The sequence below is a fragment of the Chromobacterium sp. S0633 genome (assembly GCF_024158805.1).
Classification (GTDB): Bacteria; Pseudomonadota; Gammaproteobacteria; order Burkholderiales; family Chromobacteriaceae; genus Chromobacterium.
In genome coordinates, this window is the sequence record NZ_JAMZGH010000031.1 from 35,335 (window position 1) to 53,098 (window position 17,764).

At 64.4% G+C, this 17,764-nt stretch carries 18 protein-coding genes and 2 tRNA genes; 17 read left to right on the plus strand and 3 right to left on the minus strand.

The features are described 5' to 3' along the window. Positions 1-5 precede the first annotated feature (5 nt). The 3 genes from NK214_RS17865 to NK214_RS17875 form a co-directional block, all read right to left on the minus strand. Positions 6-82, minus strand: a tRNA-Met gene (locus NK214_RS17865). Positions 83-117: 35 nt separating this feature from the next. Beyond that, positions 118-194 (minus strand) — tRNA-Met (locus NK214_RS17870). Positions 195-279: 85 nt separating this feature from the next. Further along, positions 280-1,431: a class I SAM-dependent methyltransferase gene (locus NK214_RS17875; RefSeq protein WP_253315134.1), complete on the minus strand. Its 1,152-nt coding sequence runs from the start codon at positions 1,429-1,431 to the stop codon at positions 280-282. A 61-nt stretch (positions 1,432-1,492) separates the two neighbouring features. Here NK214_RS17875 and NK214_RS17880 point away from each other — a divergent pair, with 61 nt between their 5' ends. From NK214_RS17880 to NK214_RS17960, 17 genes are all read left to right on the plus strand, one after another. Next, positions 1,493-2,041 (plus strand): hypothetical protein, encoded by a 549-nt coding sequence (locus tag NK214_RS17880; RefSeq protein WP_146176552.1) that lies wholly within the window; start codon positions 1,493-1,495, stop codon positions 2,039-2,041. Positions 2,042-2,119: 78 nt separating this feature from the next. Next, positions 2,120-2,881 carry a pteridine reductase gene (locus NK214_RS17885; protein WP_227106652.1) on the plus strand — a complete coding sequence of 254 codons (762 nt, stop codon included), beginning with the start codon at positions 2,120-2,122 and terminating at the stop codon, positions 2,879-2,881. Positions 2,882-2,983: 102 nt separating this feature from the next. After that, entirely contained in the window at positions 2,984-3,961 is a 978-nt protein-coding gene (ttcA, locus tag NK214_RS17890; protein ID WP_227106653.1) for a tRNA 2-thiocytidine(32) synthetase TtcA, read from the plus strand. 46 nt (positions 3,962-4,007) lie between these two features. Beyond that, entirely contained in the window at positions 4,008-4,751 is a 744-nt protein-coding gene (locus NK214_RS17895; protein ID WP_233246777.1) for a polyamine aminopropyltransferase, read from the plus strand. 313 nt (positions 4,752-5,064) lie between these two features. Continuing rightward, the gene (locus tag NK214_RS17900) at positions 5,065-6,369 is read left to right on the plus strand and encodes a nucleotide sugar dehydrogenase (protein WP_227108522.1); all 1,305 of its coding nucleotides are present in this window, start codon (positions 5,065-5,067) and stop codon (positions 6,367-6,369) included. 144 nt (positions 6,370-6,513) lie between these two features. Further along, positions 6,514-7,578: a Gfo/Idh/MocA family protein gene (locus tag NK214_RS17905; protein WP_305883561.1), complete on the plus strand. Its 1,065-nt coding sequence runs from the start codon at positions 6,514-6,516 to the stop codon at positions 7,576-7,578. 83 nt (positions 7,579-7,661) lie between these two features. Next, positions 7,662-8,033 carry a GxxExxY protein gene (locus NK214_RS17910; protein WP_253315135.1) on the plus strand — a complete coding sequence of 124 codons (372 nt, stop codon included), beginning with the start codon at positions 7,662-7,664 and terminating at the stop codon, positions 8,031-8,033. 59 nt (positions 8,034-8,092) lie between these two features. After that, a complete protein-coding gene (locus tag NK214_RS17915; protein WP_235084728.1) occupies positions 8,093-8,668 on the plus strand; it encodes an acyltransferase in 576 nt (191 codons plus the stop codon). Between the two features lie 102 nt (positions 8,669-8,770). Further along, on the plus strand, positions 8,771-9,868 hold the full coding sequence (locus NK214_RS17920) for a DegT/DnrJ/EryC1/StrS aminotransferase family protein (protein ID WP_253315136.1): 1,098 nt from the start codon (positions 8,771-8,773) through the stop codon (positions 9,866-9,868). Between the two features lie 4 nt (positions 9,869-9,872). Beyond that, a complete protein-coding gene (locus NK214_RS17925) occupies positions 9,873-11,141 on the plus strand; it encodes a lipopolysaccharide biosynthesis protein (protein WP_253315137.1) in 1,269 nt (422 codons plus the stop codon). Next, positions 11,138-11,719, plus strand: a complete 582-nt coding sequence (locus NK214_RS17930; protein WP_107797995.1) for an acyltransferase — start codon at positions 11,138-11,140, stop codon at positions 11,717-11,719. Before NK214_RS17925 ends, NK214_RS17930 begins: the two co-directional genes overlap by 4 nt. Beyond that, complete coding sequence (locus tag NK214_RS17935; protein ID WP_253315138.1) at positions 11,712-12,794, plus strand: glycosyltransferase family 4 protein; 1,083 nt, start codon at positions 11,712-11,714, stop codon at positions 12,792-12,794. The genes NK214_RS17930 and NK214_RS17935 overlap by 8 nt, the downstream gene beginning before the upstream one ends. Before the next feature lie 148 nt (positions 12,795-12,942). After that, the gene (locus tag NK214_RS17940) at positions 12,943-14,037 is read left to right on the plus strand and encodes a glycosyltransferase family 4 protein (protein WP_107797997.1); all 1,095 of its coding nucleotides are present in this window, start codon (positions 12,943-12,945) and stop codon (positions 14,035-14,037) included. A 3-nt stretch (positions 14,038-14,040) separates the two neighbouring features. Next, positions 14,041-15,276, plus strand: a complete 1,236-nt coding sequence (locus tag NK214_RS17945; RefSeq protein ID WP_253315139.1) for a glycosyltransferase family 4 protein — start codon at positions 14,041-14,043, stop codon at positions 15,274-15,276. A gap of 198 nt (positions 15,277-15,474) precedes the next feature. After that, positions 15,475-16,638, plus strand: coding sequence for a DegT/DnrJ/EryC1/StrS aminotransferase family protein (locus NK214_RS17950; RefSeq protein ID WP_227106665.1), 1,164 nt, complete (start codon positions 15,475-15,477; stop codon positions 16,636-16,638). After that, positions 16,635-17,300 (plus strand): sugar transferase, encoded by a 666-nt coding sequence (locus NK214_RS17955; RefSeq protein ID WP_305883562.1) that lies wholly within the window; start codon positions 16,635-16,637, stop codon positions 17,298-17,300. The genes NK214_RS17950 and NK214_RS17955 overlap by 4 nt, the downstream gene beginning before the upstream one ends. Next, positions 17,297-17,764: a GNAT family N-acetyltransferase gene (locus NK214_RS17960; RefSeq protein ID WP_253315140.1), complete on the plus strand. Its 468-nt coding sequence runs from the start codon at positions 17,297-17,299 to the stop codon at positions 17,762-17,764. Before NK214_RS17955 ends, NK214_RS17960 begins: the two co-directional genes overlap by 4 nt.

The window sequence follows — 17,764 nt, forward strand, 5'->3', positions numbered from 1 at the left end:
CATTTTGGTGGCGAATCAGGGACTCGAACCCCGGACCTGCGGATTATGATTCCGTCGCTCTAACCGACTGAGCTAATTCGCCGTGAAGACTTGTCGAAAACAACTCTTCGCAAACTGTGGTGGCGAATCAGGGACTCGAACCCCGGACCTGCGGATTATGATTCCGTCGCTCTAACCGACTGAGCTAATTCGCCACGTTTTTCGATGCACGAGTGCACCGAGACGCGAAATATACGCAGCCGAAAGCCGGCTGTCAACAAGATTCTCGCGGCCGCCGGCTTACAGGGTGTAGCAGCGGTCGCCGCGCAGGAAACCGCTCCAGTCTATGTTTACCCCCTTGCCGAAGCCTATGGCCTTGAACAACTCGCCCATTTCCGACGGCGACAGCAGCTTCTGCACCGCGGCGGCCTGCGGCAGATAGCCGGCGGCGTCGGCCGGGTCCAGCTGCTCCAGCAACTGGGTGATGCCGGCGTTGATCAGGAATTGAGCCTGGGTGGTGTAGCCGATCAGGTCCAGACCGGCGTCTATGCCGGCCTGGGCCACCGCGCTGAAATCGACGTGGCAGGTCAAGTCCATCAGGCCGGGCAGGAAGAAGGGATCGTCCACGGTGTGGTGGCGGTAATGGCCTATCAGCGTGCCCATATGGCGCTGCGGGTGATAGTACTCGGCGGCGGGGAAGCCGTAGTCCAGCAGCAGCACGGCGCCGTGATCCAGTTTTTGCGCCAGGGTGTGGAGGAAGCCGATATTGGCCGGGCTGATTTCGGAAACATAGTCGTCGTGCCGCGGCTGGATGGCCTGGGCCAGTTGCAGCAGCCGCGGGTCCTGAATGGCGCGGTCTTCCCAGACGAAGCGCTCGCCGTCCAGCGCCACGCCGCGCCGTTGGGCTTCGGGGGTCCAGCGGATCAGCTCGCAGGGCATGGCGTCCAGCACTTCGTTGCCGATGATCACGCCGTCCAGCCGCTCCGGCAGCTGGCTCAGCCACTGCACGCGCTCGGCCAGTTGCGGCAGCGCCTGGCGGATATTGCTTTGCTGGCGTTCGATCAGGTCTGGCGACAGATCGACGATGCAATAGCGTTCCGGCAGCGCGTCCAGCGCTTGCAGTTCGCTGAGAATGTCGATGGCCAGCTTGCCGGTGCCGGCGCCGAACTCATAGACCACATTGGCGGTTTGCGGCAGCAGTTCCGCCAGCTGGCGCGCCAGCGCGCGGCCGAACAAGGCGCTCATTTCCGGCGCGGTGGTGAAGTCGCCGGCCGCGCCCAGTTTGCGGCTGCCGGCGGCGTAATAGCCCAGGCCGGGCGCGTACAGCGCCAGCTCCATGTAGCGGGAGAACGGCATCCAGCCGCCCTGCTGGCGGATTTCCGCCTGAATGGCGTGGACAAGTCTTTGGCTGGTGGCCAGCGCGTCGGCGCTGGCGGCGGGTAAGGTGGTCATGGCGGTCATCCTGCTACAATGTGCCGCGATTGTGGTGGAAACTGAGGGACAGGAGAAGAGGGTGAGCGGATTTTACCGTTGGATGGCCGGCTGCGCGGGCGGCCTGTTGCTGGGGCCGGCGCTGGCGGCGCCGCAGTGGGCGGTGTCGAAGCCGTATCCGGACAATCCTTTGCAAGTGGCCAGCCTGGACGGCGAGGCGACGGTGGGGCGCAGCCGCTTTCCGGCGCGTTTGGACGTGGCTTGCCGCGCGGACAGCCCGCCCTTGCGGCTGTCCTTGCACGTGTCGGATCAATTGGGCGGCTGGGACGTGCGTCCGTACGAGGGGCCGGGCGGCCTGGGCGAGCGGCGCAAGCTCAAGCTGAACCTGGCCGGTTTGCGCCGCGGCGTGGACAGTCATTTCGCCGGCTGGTACGAGGCGAGCGGCCGCTTTGTGTTCGAGTGGCCGTCGCGGGGCGAGTTCTTCGCCTGGCAGTCCGCCGCGCATAAGGAACTGCTGGTGACGATAGACGGCGCCAGCCGCAAGCACGGCAAGCTGGTGGCGCGTTTCGTCTTGCCGCCGTCCAGCCAGGCGGCCCTGGCGGCGGCCCAGCCGTGCATGGGCAAGAAATAGAGCGCGCGGCCGGCGTCATCGCGGCGTAAGGCGCGTGTGGGAGCCTGCGGCGGCGGGCGAAGATTCAGAGGAGCGGAAATGGCGGATCAGGGGACGACAGGAGAGCAGCGGGTGGCGCTGATCAGCGGCGCGGCGCGGCGCGTGGGCGCGGGCATCGCCCGGCATTTGCACGCGCGCGGCCTGCGGGTGGTGTTGCACTATCGCGGTTCGCGCGGCGAGGCGGAGGCCTTGGCGGCGGAACTGAACGCGGCGCGGCCGGATTCCGCGCGCTTGCTGCAGGGCGATTTGCTGGACACGGCGGCCTTGCCGGCGCTGGCGGCGCGGGCGGTGGCGGCGTTCGGCCGGCTGGACGGCCTGGTCAACAACGCGTCCAGCTTCTTCCCCACCGAGGTGGGCCGGATCGACGAGGCGGCCTGGCACGATCTGATGGGTAGCAATCTGAAGGCGCCGCTATTCCTGTCCCAGGCGCTGGCGCCTGAGCTGGCCAAGCGTCGCGGCGCCATTGTCGGCATCGCCGACATCCACGTGGAGCGGCCGATGGCCCGCCATGTGGTGTACAACCTGGCCAAGGCCGGCCACGCGCAGCTGATCCGCAGCCTGGCGATAGAGCTGGCGCCGGCGGTGCGGGTCAACGGGGTCTCGCCCGGAGTGAATCTGTGGCCGGAGGACGACGCGTCATTCGACGCGGCGGAGCGCGCGGCGATAGAGGCCAGCATTCCCTTGCGCCGCACGGGAGTGCCGGAGGACATCGCCCGGGCGGTGGCCTTTCTGCTGCTGGACGCCGGCTACGTCACCGGTCAGATTCTGGCGGTGGACGGCGGCCGCAGCGTGGTGTTGTAGCCGCTGCGCGGGCGGGCTGCGCGCGCGCCTTGTTCGCCGTCGTGGATTTCGCCGCGGAAAAAAAGTAAAATCGCCTGTTTTTCAATTTCTTAGCCGTACTCCATGTCCGAAGCAAGCAGCGTCCTCGACGACAAGGCCAAAAAGGCCGTGTTTGAAGGCAATAAACTGGCCAAGCGCCTGCGCCACCATGTGGGTGACGCCATCAATGACTTCAATATGATAGAAGAGGGCGACCGCGTGATGGTCTGCCTGTCCGGCGGCAAGGACAGCTACACCTTGCTGGACATTCTGCGCGGCTTGCAGAAGTCCGCGCCTATCGATTTCTCCATCGTGGCGGTCAATCTGGACCAGAAACAGCCGGGCTTCCCCGAGCACGTGCTGCCGGAATACCTGGATTCCATCGGCGTCGAATACCGCATCGTCGAAGAAGACACCTATTCCATCGTCAAGCGCCTGGTGCCGGAAGGCAAGACCACTTGCAGCCTGTGTTCGCGGCTGCGCCGCGGCATTCTCTACCGCGTGGCCGACGAACTGGGCGCGACCAAGATCGCGCTGGGCCACCACCGCGACGACATTCTGCACACCCTGTTCCTGAATATGTTCTACGGCGGCAAGCTGAAGTCCATGCCGCCCAAGCTGGTGTCCGACGACGGCCGCCACATGGTGATACGCCCGCTGGCTTACTGCCGCGAAAAGGATATCGAGCGCTATGCCGCGCTGCGCGAATTCCCCATCATTCCTTGCAATCTGTGCGGCTCGCAACCCAATTTGCAGCGCCAGGTGGTCAAGGACATGGTCAATGACTGGGACCGCCGCTTCCCCGGCCGTCTGGAGAGCATGTTCCGCGCGTTGCAGAACGTGGTGCCGTCCCATCTGGCCGACACCGGCCTGTTCGACTTCGCCGGCCTGAAGACCGGCGACGCGCCGTTCGAGGACGGCGACACCGCTTTCGACAAGGAAGAATTCCGCGACCCGCCGCCGCCGCAGGACGACGAGGCCGACGCGGCGCCGAAGAAACGCACCATCAGCATTCTGGATTCGCGCAAACCGGCGGGAGAGGACTCAGGCTGTGGCGCGTAGGGCCTTGCATCCGTTCCGCCGCCGCGTGCGCCCCGCGGTGGAGGAAATGCCGGAGGTGGAGATCTCGGAGGCGGACAATATCCGTTCTTTGCACCTGGGCTCGGAAACGATACAGAGTTCCATGGATCTGGACGACCCGGCCGATCTGGTGCTCAGTTACAGCCGGGCGATGATGGGTTTTCTACTGTGGAACGACGCGCCGCAGCATATTTTGCAGATCGGCCTGGGCGGTGGCTCCTTCGCCCGCTTCATCGATGAATACCTGCCGGACGCGGTCAGCGTGGCGGTGGACATCAATCCGCAGGTGATCGCGGTGGCGCGCGCCTTTTTCCAGCTGCCGGAGGAGGGCGATTTCTTCGAGATCGTCGAGGCCGACGGCGCCGATTACGTGAAGATCTTCCGCGGCTCCACCGACGCCATCCTGGTGGACGGCTTCGACGGCCTGCAGATCGTCGACGCGCTGACCACCGAGGACTTCTTCGAGGACTGCAAGCGCGCGCTCAGCCCCAAGGGCGTGTTCGTCACCAATTGGTGGAGCGGGGACAAGCGTTATCAGTCCTTCATCGAGCGCCTGTTGAACGTGTTCGAGGGCCGGGTGCTGGAACTGCCGGCGGCCAGCCACGGCAATGTGGCGGTGATGGCTTTCCGCCAGAGCCCGACGCTGACGCAGTGGGAGGCCTTGAAAAAACGGGCCGACGAACTGGAGGGGCGCTTCGGTCTGGAGTTCGTCGATTTCGTCAGCCGTTTGAAAATGACCAATCAGCACACGGCGGGGCATTTACTGGTCTGAAGCGGGGCGTCTGCGTACATTTGCTTACCCAATGACGCGCGGGAAGAGGCGTATAATGCCGGCATTACGGCCACGCCGGCTTGGGACGGATGGCGCGCTGCGCGAAACGAGTTCGGATGCAGAGAGCTCTGAGGCAGATCAGTACGGACAGAAACGGAAAACGGCAAGCTGGCTTGCCGTTGAATGAACTTTATGGCGGTGGACCGGACAGTTTAGGACAGGCGCGGCGCGGGCGATTTCGCTTCCGCGCCGCTCGTCCTGAATGTCCGGTCCGCCGCTATCGTATTTACATACTGTTGGGACTTACACCGTGATCAAGCAGCAACTGCTCAATCGGATTGCAGACAAATCCGCCGTCATCGGCATCGTGGGCCTGGGCTATGTCGGCCTGCCGCTGATGCTGCGTTTCGCCGAAGTCGGCTACAAAGTGCTGGGCTTCGACATCGACCAGGGCAAGGTGGACGCCCTGATGGCCGGCCAAAGCTATATCGAGCATATCTCCGCCGACAGCATCGCCACCGCGCTGGAGCGCGGCTTCGAGGCCACCACCGACTTCAGCCGCGTGCCGGAAGCCGATACCCTGATTCTGTGCGTGCCGACGCCGCTGAACAAATACCGCGAGCCGGACCTGTCCTTCGTGCTCAACACCATGGACAGCCTGGTGCCCTATCTGCGCGAAGGCCATCTAGTGTCGCTGGAGTCCACCACCTATCCGGGCACCACCGATGAAGAACTGCTGCCGCGCATGGAGTCGCGCGGCCTGAAGGTGGGCGACAACGCCTTCCTGGTGTTCTCGCCGGAGCGTGAAGATCCGGGCAACCCCAACTTCACCACCCGTACCATTCCCAAGGTGTGCGGCGGCGTGACCCCGGCCTGCCAGGAAATCGGCGTGGCGTTGTACAGCGCGGTGATCGACAAGGTGGTGCCGGTGTCCTCCACCCGCGCCGCGGAAATGACCAAGCTGCTGGAAAACATCCACCGCGCGGTGAACATCGGCCTGGTCAACGAAATGAAGATCGTCGCCGACAAGATGGGCATCGACATCCACGAAGTGATCCGCGCCGCCGCCACCAAGCCTTTCGGCTTCGTGCCCTATTATCCGGGCCCGGGCCTGGGCGGCCATTGCATCCCGATCGACCCGTTCTACCTGACCTGGAAGGCACGCGAATACGGGGTCAACACCCGCTTCATCGAACTGGCCGGCGAAGTGAACAGCAATATGCCGGACTACGTGGTGTCCAAAGTGGCCGCCGCGCTGAACCTGCGCAAGAAGGCGATCAACGGCAGCCGCGTGCTGGTGTTGGGCATCGCCTACAAGAAGAACGTCGACGATATGCGCGAAAGCCCGTCGGTGTTCCTGATGGAAAAGCTGCGCGATCTGGGCGCGGAAGTGGCTTACAGCGATCCGCACGTGCCGGTGTTCCCCAAGATGCGCGAGCACCGTTTCGAGCTGTCCAGCGTGGCGCTGAGCAATGAAGCCATCGCCGGCTACGACTGCGTGCTGCTGGCCACCGACCACGACAAGTTCGACTACGCGCAGATCAAGGCGCACGCGCAGCTGGTGGTGGACAGCCGCGGCAAGTATCTGGAGCCGGCGGACAATATCGTCAAGGCCTGATTGTTTTTAGCCACGGAAAGACACGGACAAAGCCGGAGCCCGCAGGTCAAGATGACTTGAGGGCGCTCTCGTATCTTGGGTATTTGGGGGCTTCCGTGTTGTTCCGTGTGCTTCCGTGGCTCACTGAATTTAGGGTTTAAACTCATGCACACTCTGCACCTTCCTCCGATTACCGACCGCAAGATCCGCTTTGCGCTGGTGGGCTGCGGCCGCATCGCCCAGAACCACTTCGGCGCGCTGGAAAAGCACGCCGACCGCGCCGAGCTGGTGGATGTCTGCGACATCGACCCGGCCGCCTTGAAGGCGGCGGAGGAACGCACCGGCGCGCGCGGCCACGCCAATCTGGCCGACATGCTGGCCAAGACCGACGCCGACATCGTGATTCTGACCACGCCGTCCGGCCTGCATCCCAGCCAGAGCATCGCCTGCTCGGAAGCCGGTTTCCACGTGATGACGGAAAAGCCGATGGCCACCCGCTGGGAAGACGGCCTGGAAATGGTCAAAGCCGCCGACCGCGCCAACAAGCATCTGTTCGTGGTCAAGCAAAACCGCCGCAACGCCACCTTGCAGCTCTTGAAGCGGGCAATGCAGGAGAAGCGCTTCGGCCGCGTCTACATGGTCAACGTCAATGTGTTCTGGACCCGTCCGCAGGAGTATTACGACGCGGCCGGCTGGCGCGGCACCTGGGAGTTCGACGGCGGCGCCTTCATGAACCAGGCCAGCCATTACGTGGATCTGCTGGATTGGCTGATCGGCCCGGTGGAAAGCGTGCAGGCCTACACCGCGACGCTGGCGCGCAATATCGAGGTGGAGGACACCGGCACCGTCAGCGTCAAATGGCGCAGCGGCGCGCTGGGCAGCATGAACGTGACCATGCTGACTTATCCGAAGAACCTGGAAGGCAGCATCACCATCTTGGGCGAGAAGGGCTCGGTGCGCGTCGGCGGCATGGCCGTCAACGAAATCCAGCACTGGGAGTTTTCCGAGCCGCACGCGATGGACGAGGACATCAAGCAGGCCAGCTACGCCACCACCAGCGTTTACGGCTTCGGCCACCCGCTGTACTACGACAATGTGATCAAGACCATGCGCGGCGAAGCCGAGCCGGAGACCGACGGCCGCGAAGGGCTGAAGTCGCTGGAGTTGTTGATCGCGATGTATCTGTCCGCCCGCGACGGCCGCCGCGTCAGCCTGCCGCTGGATTATTGAGTTATTTTTAGCCACGGAAGCACACGGAAAAACACGGAAAACGCAGCTTCTGCATAGCTAAAAACACGGAAGGGAAGCGCGCAATGTCGCCTCTAATCGATGAGGATCTGACGTATCGTATCCAGGGCTGTGTTTTTGAGGTTTTCCGCCAGCTGGGCCACGGCTACCTGGAAAAAGTGTATGAGAATGCTTTGTTGCAGGAGTTGAATAGCGCGGGTTTGGCTGCCCGGTCGCAGGTCCCGCTATTGGTGCGTTATAAAGGGCAGGTGGTCGGCGAGTACTGTGTTGATTTGCTGGTTGAAGAGCGCGTTGTATTGGAGTTGAAAGCGCAGGAAAAGCTGGCCGCCATTCATGAGGCTCAATTGTTGAACTATATGAGGACTAGCGGTTTGAGACTGGGTCTGTTGATTAATTTTTGGCACCCCAAGGCCGAGGTCAGACGCTTTGTCTTGTAGTTGACCTATTCCGTGTCTTTCCGTGTGGTTCCGTGGCTAAACTAAAGGTTTTAATTAAGATGCATCCTATCATCCACCCCAGCGCCATCGTCGACGACGGCGCGCAGATCGGCGAGAACACCCGCGTCTGGCACTGGGTTCATATTTGCGGCGGCGCGCAGATCGGCGCCGGCTGTTCCTTCGGCCAGAACGTGTTCGTCGGCAACGACGTGCTGATCGGCGACAACGTCAAGGTGCAGAACAATGTGTCCATCTACGACGCGGTGACGCTGGAGGACGACGTGTTCTGCGGCCCGTCCATGGTGTTCACCAATGTCAACAATCCGCGCAGCCACGTTGCGCGCAAGCATGAATACCGCCGCACCCTGGTGAAAAAAGGCGCGTCCATCGGGGCCAACGCCACCGTGGTGTGCGGCCACACCATAGGCGAGTACGCGTTTATCGGCGCCGGCGCCGTGGTGACCCGCGATGTGCCGGCCTACGCGCTGATGGTGGGCACGCCGGCCAAGCGCATTGGCTGGATGTGTTCCTGCGGCGAACGACTGGCCAACGATATCGGCACCCATAGCTGCCCGGCCTGCGCCAAGCATTACGAGGTGGGCGGCAATCACTGCTCGCCGCTCAAGAACGACTGACAAGCCCCCTGATGCGGCCTGGCTTCAGGGCGCTTCTCCGTCGTTCCGCGTGTCGCTATATGGGCGATATCTTTCAAAAATTGATTTGGGGTTGATCCTCTTATGTCCATCCAGTTCATTGATCTGAAAGCGCAATACCAGCATCTGAAAGCCGATATCGACGCCCGCATCCACGCGGTGCTGGAGCATGGCCAGTACATCATGGGGCCGGAAGTGAAGGAGGTGGAGCAGGGGCTGGCGGAATACACCGGCGCCAAGCACGCCATCGGCGTTTGCGACGGCACCAAGGCGCTGCTGATCGCGATGATGGCCCTGGACATCGGCCCCGGCGACGAGGTGGTCACCACCCCGTTCACCTTCATCGCCACCGGCGAGATGATCGCGCTGCTGGGCGCCAAGCCGGTGTTCGTCGACATCGACCCGATCAGTTACAACCTGGACCCGGCGCTGCTGGAAGCGGCAATCACGCCGCGCACCCGCGCCATCATGCCGGTGAGCCTGTACGGCCAGTGCGCCGATTTCGACGCCATCAACGCCATCGCCGCCAAGCACGGCATCGCGGTGATCGAGGACGGCGCGCAGAGCTTCGGCGCCGGCCAGCGCGGCAAGAAGTCCGGCAATCTGTCCACCATAGGCTGCACCAGCTTCTTCCCGAGCAAGCCCCTGGGTTGCTACGGCGACGGCGGGGCCTGCTTCACCAACGACGACGCGCTGGCCAAGAAAATGCGCGAGATCCGCGTGCACGGCCAGGATCGCCGCTATCACCATCCCGTCATCGGCCTCAACGGCCGGCTGGACACGATACAGGCGGCGGTGTTGCTGGCCAAGCTGCCGAGCTTCGCCGACGAAGTGGCGGCGCGCGAACGCATCGGCGCGCGCTACAGCGCGCTGCTGCGCGAGGTGGCGCGGGTGCCGGTGATCGCCGAGGGCAACAGCCATGTCTACGCGCAGTACACCATCGAGGTGGACGATCGCGAGGCGGTGCAGGCCAAGCTGAAAGAACTGGGCGTGCCCACCGCGGTGCATTACCCGATTCCGCTGCATCTGCAGCCGGCCTTCGCGCATCTGAACCTGCCCGAGGGCAGTTTCCCGCTGTCAGAGGCCGCCGGCCGCCGCGTGATGAGCCTGCCCATGCACCCCTTCCTGGACGAGGCGACGCAAGACGCCATTGTCGCCGCGGTCAAGCAGGCTCTGGCCTGAGCGCATGGGCCTGTTGTTGTCCCGCCTGCCCAAGAGCGGCTTCATCCGCCACATCGTCACCCTGATTACCGGGGCGGCGGTGGCGCAGGTGATTCCGCTGCTGGTGTCGCCCCTGATCACCCGCCTGTACAATCCGCACGAGGTGGGGGTGCAGGCGGTCTACGTCTCCTGGCTGTCCACGCTGGCGGTGCTGGCCACCGCCCGTTACGAGATGGCCATCGTGTTGCCGGCCGAGGAGAGGCGGGCCAGCAATCTGATGGGCCTGTCCATCGCCTGCGCGCTGGCCTTGTCCTTGTTGGTGGGCGTGGCGGTGGCCTTCGACGGCCATGCCCATATCGCCCGCCATCTGGGCGCGCCGGAGCTGGAGCCCTGGCTGCTGCTGCTGCCGCTGTCCGTCGCGCTGGCGGGCTTGATGCAAGCCTGGACCAACTGGAACAACCGCCACCGCCGCTACCAGGCCAACGCCAACGGCCGCATGCTGCAGTCGCTGAGCATGGCGGCCACCCAGGTCGGCTTGGGTTGGGCCGGGGCGGGCGCCGCCGGCCTGATCCTGGGCCAGCTCGCCGGCCAGTTCGGCTCTTTGCTGGCGCAAACCTGGCAGGACCTCAAGGGCCGCTTCGCCTGGCGTCACGAACTCAGCCGCGCCGGCATGCGCGAGGTGGCGTGCGCTTATATCGAGTTTCCCAAGATCAATGCGCCGCACGCCTTGAGCACCGCCTTGCTGGATTCGGCGACGCTGGTGGCGCTGACCATGCTGGCCGGCACCGCCTCGGTGGGCTTTTACGGCCTGATGATGCGGGTGCTGAAGCTGCCGGCGGCCCTGATCGGCCAGGCGGTGGCGCAAGTGGCCTACCGCGAGCTGGCCGACGCCCGTAATCAAGGGCAGCCGCTGCGCCCGATTTTGCGCAAGATGATGCTGACTTTGAGCGGCATGGCCTTGCTGCCCTTCCTGGTGATACAACTGGCCGGGGAACCCCTGTTCTCGCTGGTGTTCGGCCAGAACTGGGCCACTGCCGGCCGCTACGCGGAGGCGATGTCGCTCTACATCCTGTTCCACTTCGTCGCCTCGCCGTTGGGCATGGTGCCGCCGGTGATCAACCGCCAGCGTCAGGCCTTCCTGTGGTCCTTGCTGCAGGCCCTGTTGTTCCTGGGCACGATGTGGGCGGGTTTTTCGCTGTGGAAAGACGCGGTGCCCACCTTCCAACTGGTGTCGGTGGTGATGGCCGCTTATTTCCTGGCTTATTTTGCATGGCTTTACAAGGCAGCCCGATGAATTGGCACGCTCTATTCAGCCGCATCCGTTTCCGCCTGTCGGCGTGGGTGCAGCCCAGAATGGTGTATGGATTCACCCGCGGCGACGGGGTGTTCCTCAAACGCACCCGGGTGTCCAACATGACCCGAATCGAACATGTCGGCAAGCTGATGGTGGACGACAACGTCTACATCGGCCATTTCAATCTGATCGACGCCTCCGGCGGGCTTTACATCGGCGAAGGTTGTCAGATCACCAACTATGTTTCGCTGCTGACCCACTCCAGCCATGTGGCCATTCGCCTGTACGGCGACCGCTATCTGGAGAGCAACAATCACGTCGGCTATCTGAAAAAACCCACCAAGCTGGGCCCGTACAGCTTCGTCGGCCCGCACTCGGTGCTGATGCCGGGCGTGGAACTGGGCAAGGGCAGCATGGTGTCGGCTTACAGCTATGTGCCGGCCGGCGTGTATCCCGATTTTGCCATCCTGTCCGGTAATCCGGCGCGGGTAGTGGGCGATACCCGGGAGATGGACGCCAAGTGGCTGGACGAACATCCCGAGCTGCTGGCCTTGTACGAGGCCTGGGCGCATGACTGAGCCGGTGAGGGACAAGATCGCCAGCGTCGCGGTGCTGGCTTCCGCCTCGGTGCACACCTGGCGTTTCCTGCGCGGCATCGCGCCGCATGTGGACCAGCTCTACCTGGCCTGCAACGGCGAGGTTCCGGCCGACGTGGCCCCCTTGCTGGCCGGCAGCCTGCGCGTGGATTTCCGTCTGGCGGCGCTGGGCACTGTGTCGCGTCTGCGCGCCTGGCTGCGCGAAACGCGGCCGCAGCTGCTGCACATCCATCAGGCCAATAGCGTGGCCTGGCACGGCAGCCGCGCCGCGGTCAGCCTGGACTTGCCCATGGTGCTGACCGCCTGGGGCTCCGACGTGCTCTTGCTGCCGGAGCGCAGCCGGCTGATGCGGGCGATGGTGCGCGCCAATCTGGCCGCCGCCGACGCGATCACCTCGGATTCGCTGCACATGGCGGCGAAAATCCGCGAGCTGGCCGGCGAGGGCTGCCGCATCCGCCTGCTCAATTACGGCATAGACGCCATGCCGGAGCCGGCGGCCAGCGCGGACAAGGGCAAGAGGGTGCTGTCCTGCCGGCTGCACAAGCCGCTCTATCGCATCGACGCCATTCTGCGCGCCTGGCAGAGCGTGGAGCTGTGCGAGCGTTTCGGCGACTGGCGTCTGACCGTGGCCGCCAGCGGCAGCGAGACCGAGGCCCTGAAGCGCCTGGCCGCCGAGCTGGGCCTGAGCCGCGTGGACTTCGCCGGCTTCGTCGACAGCGCGACCCTGGGGCGGATGTACGCCGAATCCAGGGTCTTCGTCAGCGTGCCGCGTTCGGACGCCACCAGCGTCAGCCTGCTGGAAGCGATGGGCCACGGCTGCCTGCCCTTATTGTCCAATCTGCCGGCCAATGGCGAATGGGTGATAGACGGCCTCAACGGCGTGATCGCCGAGGACGTCGGACGCTTGGGCGAGGAACTGCTGCGCGCGATGGAACTGGCCGGCGAGGATGCGCGGCTGGACGAAATCGCCGCGCTCAACCGCCGGCTGGTGGCGGACAAGGGTTTGCATCAGCCGAATATGGCCGGCTTCGCCCAGTTGTACCGGGAGCTGATTTAAGGAATGAATTTAGCCGCGGAAGCACACGGAAAGACAGGGACCAAACGGCATCGCCATATCCAGCCTATGCAGGCCTTGCCGCAGGCAGGGTGCGATGTAAAGCCGAAGTCCCTTCTGTGTGTTTGCGTGGCGTAAACAAGGTTTACCCATGAAAATTGCCCATCTCACTTCCGCCCATCCGCGTCACGACATCCGCATCTTCGTCAAGGAGTGCGCGAGCCTGGCCGCCGCCGGGCATGAGGTGACGCTGATCGTGGCCGACGGCCAGGGCGAGGAGATCAACCGCGGCGTGCGTTTCCACGATGTCGGCCCCAAAACCGGCGGCCGTCTGGCGCGGATGACCGGCACCGTCAAGCGCGTGTATCAGGCGGCGCTGAAGCTGCGCCCTGACGTGGTCCACTTCCACGACCCGGAACTGATTCCCGCCGCGCTGCGCCTGAAACAGGCCGGCATCAAGGTGGTGTACGACGTGCACGAAGACGTGCCGCGCCAGATCCTGGCCAAGCACTGGATACCCGGCGCGGTGCGCCCCCTGGTGTCCAGCGGTTTCGAGACGCTGGAAGATTGGGCGGCGCGCCGCTTCGACGCGGTGGTGACCTCGACGCCGCACATCCGCAAGCGCTTCGAGAAGCTGGGCGCGCGCGCCTTGGACGTGTGCAACTTCCCCATCCTGGAAGAACTGGTGCGCGACACGCCGTGGGAGCAGCGCCGCAACGAGCTGTGCTATATCGGCGGCATCTCGCGCATCCGCGGCATCGAACCCATCGTCGAGTCCTTGCCGGACACCGCGACGCGGCTGAACCTGGCCGGGCCGTGGAGCGAGAGCGATCTGAAGGCCCGCGTGTCGGCGCGGCCGGGTTGGGCGCGGGTCAACGACCTGGGCGTGCTGGACCGCAAGGGCGTGGCCGAGGTGCTGGCCAAGAGCAAGATCGGCCTGGTGACCTTGTTCCCTACGCCGAACTATGTCGACGCCTTGCCGATCAAGCTGTTCGAATACATGGCCGCCGGCATGCCGGTGATCGCGTCGGACTTTCCGGTGTGGCGCGAGATCGTGGACGACGCCGGCTGCGGCCTGCTGGTGGACCCGCAGGACCCGGCCGCCATCGCCGCCGCCGTCAACGAACTGATGGCCGACGAGCCGCGCATGCGGGCGCTGGGCGAGTCCGGCAAGCAGGCGGTATTGAACAAATACAGCTGGGCGGCCGAGGCCGACAAGCTGGTCAAGCTGTACGCAACCTTGTAAACCATGAAAATTCTTTACATCAACCACTATGCCGGCAGTCCCCGGCACGGCATGGAATTCCGTCCCTACTATCTGGCGCGGGAATGGGCGCAGGCCGGCCATGAAGTCAATATGCTGGCCGCCGATGTCTCCCATCTGCGCCAGACCCATCCGCAAGTGGACGGCAAATACCGGGACGAAGACATAGACGGCATCCGCTACACCTGGTGCAAGACCCGCCCTTACGAGGGCAACGGCATCGGCCGCGTGCTCAATATCTTCAGCTTTCTGGCCCGGGTGATGGGCTTGTCCGGCCGCTATCTGAAGCAGTGGAAGCCGGACGTGGTGATCGCCTCGTCCACCTATCCGCTGGACACCGTGCCGGCGGCCTGGATCGCCGCCAAGACCGGCGCGCGGCTGGTGTACGAGGTGCATGATCTGTGGCCGCTGACGCCGGTGGAGGTGGGCGGCATGTCGCCCAAACATCCCTTCATCCGCCTGCTGCAATGGGCCGAGGATTTCGGCTACCGCAAGGCCGACACCGTGGTGTCCATGTTGCCCTGCGCCAAGGACTATATGGTGGCGCACGGCATGGATCCGGCCAAGTACGCGGTGATCCCCAACGGCGTCGACGTCGCCGAATGGCGCGGCGAGGCCGAGGCCCTGCCGACCGAGCACCGGATGCGGCTGGCGGAGCTGAAAGCGCAGGGGCGCTTCCTGATCGGCTATGCCGGCGGCCACGGCCTGGCCAATGCGCTGGATGTCCTGCTGGAGGCGGCGGCGCTGATGCGGGACGCGCCGGTGACTTTCGTTCTGGTCGGCGACGGTCCGGACAAGGAGGCTTTGGCGGCGCGCGCGGCCGAGCTAGGGCTGGATAACGTCATCTTCCTGCCATCCATCGCCAAACGCGCGGTGCCGGGCTTCCTCGCCGAAATGGATGCTTTGTTCATAGGCTGGCGCAAACTGCCTATCTATCGCTTTGGCATCAACCCCAATAAACTGTTCGACTACCTGATGGCCGCCAAGCCGGTGATCCATTCGGTGGAAGCCGGCAACGATATGGTGAAGGACGCCGGCGCCGGCATCAGCGTGGGCGCCGAGGACCCGGCCGCGATTGCCGACGCGGCGCGGCGGATGGCGGCGACGCCGGCCGAGGAACGCGCGCACATGGGCGCGGCGGGTCAGGCCTATGTGCTGGAGCATCATGATTACGCAGTGCTGGCGCGGCGGTTTTTGCAGGCGGTGCTTGCTCGCGAGTGAGTGATCAGCGTTTTTTCATCGCGGGGTGTGTGAAGGCCGTCTGCCGTTGGACTGGGCAGGGGGCGAGAGAGATGGTGTGTTTGGGGAATGAGCATGGTGCGTGGGCAAGCTCTTGAACTTGTCCATCCTACCGGGTTTGCAAGGTCGCTTGGACAAGTCTGGACGAGTCCGCGCGCTTAACTGATAGCGAAGAATACTATGAGCGAAACAAAATTCCTGCCCTTCGCCCTGCCGGACATCGGCGAGGACGAAATCAACGAAGTGGTCGACGCGCTGCGCTCCGGCTGGGTCACCACCGGTCCCAAGACCAAGCAGTTCGAGGCCGACTTCGCGCAGTTCATCGGCGACGGCGTCGAGGCGATCGCGGTCAACTCCGCCACCGCCGGCTTGCACCTGGCGCTGGAAGCGATAGGCATCGGCCCCGGCGACGAAGTCATCGTGCCCAGCTACACCTTCACCGCCACCGCCGAAGTGGTGCGCTACCTGGGCGCGGACCCGGTCTGCGTGGATATGGACGCGGCCACCTTCAACATCAGCCCGGACGCGATCCGCGCGGCGATCACCGCAAAGACCAAGGCGATCATGCCGGTGCATTTCGCCGGCCTCGCCTGCGAGATGGACGAGATCATCGCCATTGCCCGCGAGCACGGGCTGAAGGTCGTTGAAGACGCCGCCCATGCGTTGCCCACTTATTACAAGGGCAAGCTGGTGGGGACCCTGGACTCCGACGTCACCGTGTTCAGCTTCTACGCCAACAAGACCATGACCACCGGCGAGGGCGGCATGGTGGTGTCCAAGAACAAGGACATCATCGCGCGTTGCAAGGTGATGCGTCTGCACGGCATCAGCCGCGACGCTTTCGACCGCTATGTGTCCAAGACACCGGCCTGGTTCTACGAAGTGGTGGCCCCGGGCTTCAAATACAATATGCCGGACACCGCCGCGGCGATGGGCATTCATCAGTTGAAGAAGATCCGCCGCTTCCAGGAATTGCGCGAGGCGATGGCCCAGCGTTTCGACCGCGAGCTGGCTGACCTGCCGCTGATCCTGCCGGCGCGGCCGAAGGACGCGGGCAGCAACCACGCCTGGCATCTGTATCCGGTGCGCATCAAGCCCGAGGCCGGCGTCAGCCGCGACGACTTCATCGCCCGGATGGCGGAAAAGGGCATCGGTTGTTCGGTGCACTTCATCCCGCTGCATCGCCAGCCGGTGTGGCGCGACGGCTATCAGCTGACGCGCGAACAGTTCCCGGTGACCGACGCCGCCTTCGAGGCCGAAGTGACCCTGCCGCTGTACACCCGGATGACGGACGATGACCAGAGCCGGGTGATCGCCGCGGTGCGCGAGATCCTGAGCGCATGAGCGAGCGGGGTTCAGACAGCGGCGGCTTGCTGCCGCCGTGCTGCCGTCCGCGTCGCCACGGTTCGCGGCTGCTGAAGCGCGGCTTCGACATCGTCGCCGCGGGCCTGGGCTTGGCCGCACTGGCGCTGCCGCTGCTCGCGGTGGCGCTGTGGGTGAAGCTGGATTCGCCGGGGCCGGTGTTTTTCCGCCAGGTGCGGGTAGGGCGGAGCGGCACGCTGTTCCGCATCCACAAATTCCGCACCATGCAAGTGGACACCGAGCGCCACGGCCTGCTGACCGTGGGCGCGGACGCGCGCGTCACCGGCGCCGGGCGCCTGCTGCGCAAGACCAAACTGGACGAACTGCCGCAGTTGATCGATGTGTTGTTCGGCGATATGAGCTTGGTCGGCCCACGGCCGGAGGTGCCCAAATACGTCGCCCACTATCCGGATGAAGTCCGCGACATCGTATTGTCGGTGCGCCCCGGCATCACCGACTGGGCGTCGATCAAGATGATAGACGAGAACGAAATCCTGGGGCGGGCCGAGGACCCGGAGCGCGCCTACATCGAGCAGGTGTTGCCGGAAAAACTGGCCTATTACGTGCGCTATGCCGAAAGCCACAGCCTGGCGGAGGATATCCGCATCATCGTCGCCACGCTGATGAAGATCGTCAGCCGATGACGATTTCCATCCGCTTGGCCGAACCCGGCGATGCCGTCGCTTTAACGGACATTTATCTGGCCTGCCGCCGTGAGATGAGCTACGCGCCGCTGGCGCATAGTGATGCGGCGGTGCAGGCCTGGTTCGCCAATGCGCGGCTGCCGGCGGGCGATGTCTGGCTGGCGGAGCGGCATGGCGATATCGCCGGCTTCGCCGCCGCATCGCTGCAAGACGGCGTGTTATGGCTGGATCAGCTTTATGTCGGCGCCGAGCATCGCGGTGTCGGAGTGGGCGCGGCTTTGCTGGATCGGGTGCTGACGCCGCCGGCGCCGGCCTGCCGGCTTTGGGTGTTCCAGGCCAATGCGGGCGCGCGCCGCTTCTACGAGGCGCACGGCTTCGCGCTGCTGAGCCTGGGCGACGGCCAAGATAATGAGGAATGTTGTCCGGACGCGCTGTATCAACGGCCGTCGGACGCGAAAGAATGA